Origin of the sequence: Mycobacterium sp., from assembly GCF_049280035.1 — a bacterium.
Lineage (GTDB): Bacteria > Actinomycetota > Actinomycetes > Mycobacteriales > Mycobacteriaceae > Mycobacterium.
On record NZ_JBAPPI010000325.1, the window covers coordinates 1 to 3,138 of the forward strand.

The following is a 3,138-nucleotide window of genomic DNA, read 5'->3' on the forward strand; positions in this document are numbered from 1 at the left end:
CTTCCAGGGCGTGGAACCGAGCGCCGTCGCCGCGCTGACCAAGCAACTGCAACCCGTCGACTTCCCGCGCGGACACACAGTTTTCGCGGAGGGCGAGCCGGGTGACCGGCTGTACATCATCATTTCCGGCAAGGTCAAGATCGGCCGCCGCTCACCGGACGGCAGAGAAAATCTGCTGACCATCATGGGTCCGTCCGACATGTTCGGTGAATTGTCGATCTTCGACCCCGGACCGCGTACCTCCAGCGCGACGACCATCACCGAGGTTCGTGCGGTGTCGATGGATCGCGACGCGCTGCGGGCCTGGATCGCCGATCGTCCCGAGATCGCCGAGCAGCTACTGCGCGTGCTGGCCCGCCGGCTGCGCCGCACCAACAACAACCTCGCCGACCTGATCTTCACCGACGTGCCGGGCCGGGTCGCCAAGCAGCTGCTGCAGCTGGCCCAGCGTTTTGGCACCCAGGAGGGCGGCGCTATGCGGGTGACCCACGACCTGACGCAGGAGGAGATCGCCCAGCTGGTCGGCGCGTCCCGGGAGACGGTGAACAAAGCGCTGGCCGACTTCGCCCACCGGGGCTGGATTCGCCTGGAGGGCAAAAGCGTGCTGATCTCCGACTCGGAGCGGCTCGCCAGGCGCGCGCGGTAATTACGGCTCAGCGACGCAGATAATCCAGCTGCGCCTGCACCGACCATTCCGCGACACCCCAGAGTTCCTCGTCGACGTCGAGGTAGACGTGCTCGACAACCTGCCGTGCGGTGGCATCGTCGCCGAGAGCACGCAATGCCGAGCGGACCTGCTCCAGCCGCTGCTCCCGGTGCGCCAGGTATCCCGATGCCACGGCTTCCAGATTCGCTAGCTCCGGGCCGTGGCCGGGTAGCACTGTTCGCTCGCCCAACCCGCGTAGCCGGTGCAACGACTCCAGGTAGTCGGCCAGGCTGCCGTCTTCGGTGTCGATGACCGTCGTTCCGCGACCCAACACCGTGTCGGCTGTCAGCACCGCGTCGTCCAGCACGAACGACAGCGAATCAGCGGTGTGGCCGGGTGTCGCCAATACCGTGATCCGCAGGCCTGCGGCGTCGATCACTTCGCCGTCGGTCAGCTCAGCGCTGAGGCCGCGCAGGAATCCGCTGCCGGCCGAGCGCACCGGCGCGCCGGTGCGCTCGACCAGCTTGTCGATGGCACCGGTGTGGTCGCCGTGCCGATGGCTGATCAGCACCAGGGCGATGCGGCCCAGGTCGGCGATTTTCGCGATGTGCTCGTCGTCGTCGGGGCCGGGATCGACTACCACCATCTCGTCGCTGCGCGGTCCGCGTAGTACCCAGGTGTTGGTGCCGTCCAGTGTCATCAGGCCCGGATTGTCGGCCAGCAGCACCGATGCGGTTTCGGTAACCGGACGCAGCCGACCGCAAGCGGGATGCGTCAGCGACTCAGCGGTGTCGGTCACGGTCGTTATCCGACCTCCACCACCAGTTCGACCTCCACCGGCGCGTCCAACGGCAATTCGGATACCCCGACGGCGGAGCGGGCATGGCTGCCGCGATCACCGAACACCTCCGCAAGCAGATCCGATGCGCCATTGACCACGCCCGGCTGGCCGTTGAATCCGGCTGCGGACGCGACGAATCCGACCACCTTGACCACCTGGGTTACCGCGTCGATGCCCACCAGCGAATCGACAGCAGCCAGCGCGTTGAGCGCGCAGATCCGGGCCAGCGCCTTGCCCTCCGCCGGGGTGACGTCAGCTCCGAGCTTGCCGGTCGCGGCCAGTTTGCCGGCCTGCATCGGCAACTGGCCCGCCGTGTACACCAGGTTGCCGCTACGCACCGCGGGAACGTAGGACGCCAACGGCTTGGCTACCTCCGGGAGTTCGATGCCCAGCTCACCGAGACGGGCGGACGCGCTCACTTCGGACGTTTCAGATATGCCACGTGTTGCTCGCCGGTCGGCCCGGGCAGCACGGCCACCAGCTCCCAGCCGTCGGCACCCCACTGGTCGAGGATCTGCTTGGTGGCGTGTGTCAACAGCGGGACCGTGGCGTACTCCCACACGGTGGATTCGGGCATATCCCGAGCTTATCGGTAGGGCCATCGGCGCCTCTGGATAGCATGCACTGGTGGCGACCACACCGAGCGGCGGCAGCCCCGTGCGCTGGCCATCGCGATTATCGAAGGCCCGTCTGCATTTCGTGACCGGCAAAGGCGGTACCGGCAAGTCGACGGTAGCCGCCGCGCTTGCGCTGACTCTCGCGTCCGGAGGACGCAAGGTGTTGCTCGTCGAAGTCGAAGGGCGCCAAGGGATTGCGCAACTCTTCGATGTGCCACCGCTGCCTTATAAAGAGCTCAAGATCGCAACGGCCGAGCACGGTGGTCAGGTCAACGCGCTGGCGATCGATATCGAGGCCGCGTTCCTGGAATACCTCGACATGTTCTACAACCTCGGCATCGCAGGGCGGGCGATGCGGCGGATCGGGGCCATCGAGTTTGCAACGACGATCGCGCCGGGTCTGCGCGACGTGCTGCTCACCGGCAAGATCAAGGAATCGGTGATCCGCGTCGACAAGGGCAAGCTGCCGGTTTACGACGCAATCGTCGTCGACGCCCCGCCGACCGGCCGCATCGTACGCTTTCTGGATGTCACCAGGGCGGTGTCTGATCTCGCCAAGGGCGGCCCGGTGTACTCGCAGGCTGAAGGTGTGGTGAAGATCCTGCACTCGGATCAAACAGCCATCCACCTGGTGACCCTGCTGGAGGCGCTGCCGATGCAGGAGACGATGGAGGCGATCGACGAGCTGCAGGGGCTGGGACTACCCATCGGCAGCGTGATCGTCAACCGCAATATCGCGGCCTACCTGCAACCCGATGATCTCGCCAAAGCCGCCGAGGGCGATGTCGATGCCGACGCGGTGCGTTCGGGCCTGGCTGCCGCCGGGATCAAGCTGTCCGATGCAGATTTCGCGGGGTTACTGACCGAGACCATCCAGCACGCCACCAGGATCACCGCGCGAGCCGCAAACGCAGAGCAGCTCGACGAGCTGAAGGTGCCACGCCTGGAGCTACCGACCATTGCCGACGGTGTCGACCTCGGCAGCCTCTATGAGCTTTCTGAATCCCTTGCGCAGCAGGGGGTTCGATGAGTAC

General features: G+C 66.1%; 5 protein-coding genes. 2 read left to right on the top strand and 3 right to left on the bottom strand.

The features are described 5' to 3' along the window. On the top strand, window positions 1-646 hold a 646-nt coding region (gene crp / locus WAN71_RS10930), incomplete at its 5' end, for a cAMP-activated global transcriptional regulator CRP (RefSeq protein WP_422225342.1). A 7-nt stretch (window positions 647-653) separates the two neighbouring features. Here crp and WAN71_RS10935 read toward each other — a convergent pair. Genes WAN71_RS10935 through WAN71_RS10945 form a run of 3 tightly spaced genes read right to left on the bottom strand, consistent with a single transcriptional unit; the run spans window position 654 to window position 2,064 of the window. Next, entirely contained in the window at window positions 654-1,445 is a 792-nt protein-coding gene (locus tag WAN71_RS10935; protein ID WP_422225343.1) for an MBL fold metallo-hydrolase, read from the bottom strand. Between the two features lie 5 nt (window positions 1,446-1,450). After that, window positions 1,451-1,906, bottom strand: a complete 456-nt coding sequence (locus WAN71_RS10940; RefSeq protein ID WP_422225344.1) for a RidA family protein — start codon at window positions 1,904-1,906, stop codon at window positions 1,451-1,453. After that, window positions 1,903-2,064 (bottom strand): hypothetical protein, encoded by a 162-nt coding sequence (locus WAN71_RS10945; protein ID WP_422225345.1) that lies wholly within the window; start codon window positions 2,062-2,064, stop codon window positions 1,903-1,905. The genes WAN71_RS10940 and WAN71_RS10945 overlap by 4 nt, the downstream gene beginning before the upstream one ends. Window positions 2,065-2,111: 47 nt before the next feature. On the opposite strand from WAN71_RS10945, the gene WAN71_RS10950 reads away from it, so the two are divergent. After that, window positions 2,112-3,134: an ArsA family ATPase gene (locus tag WAN71_RS10950; protein ID WP_422225346.1), complete on the top strand. Its 1,023-nt coding sequence runs from the start codon at window positions 2,112-2,114 to the stop codon at window positions 3,132-3,134. Window positions 3,135-3,138: the final 4 nt, after the last annotated feature.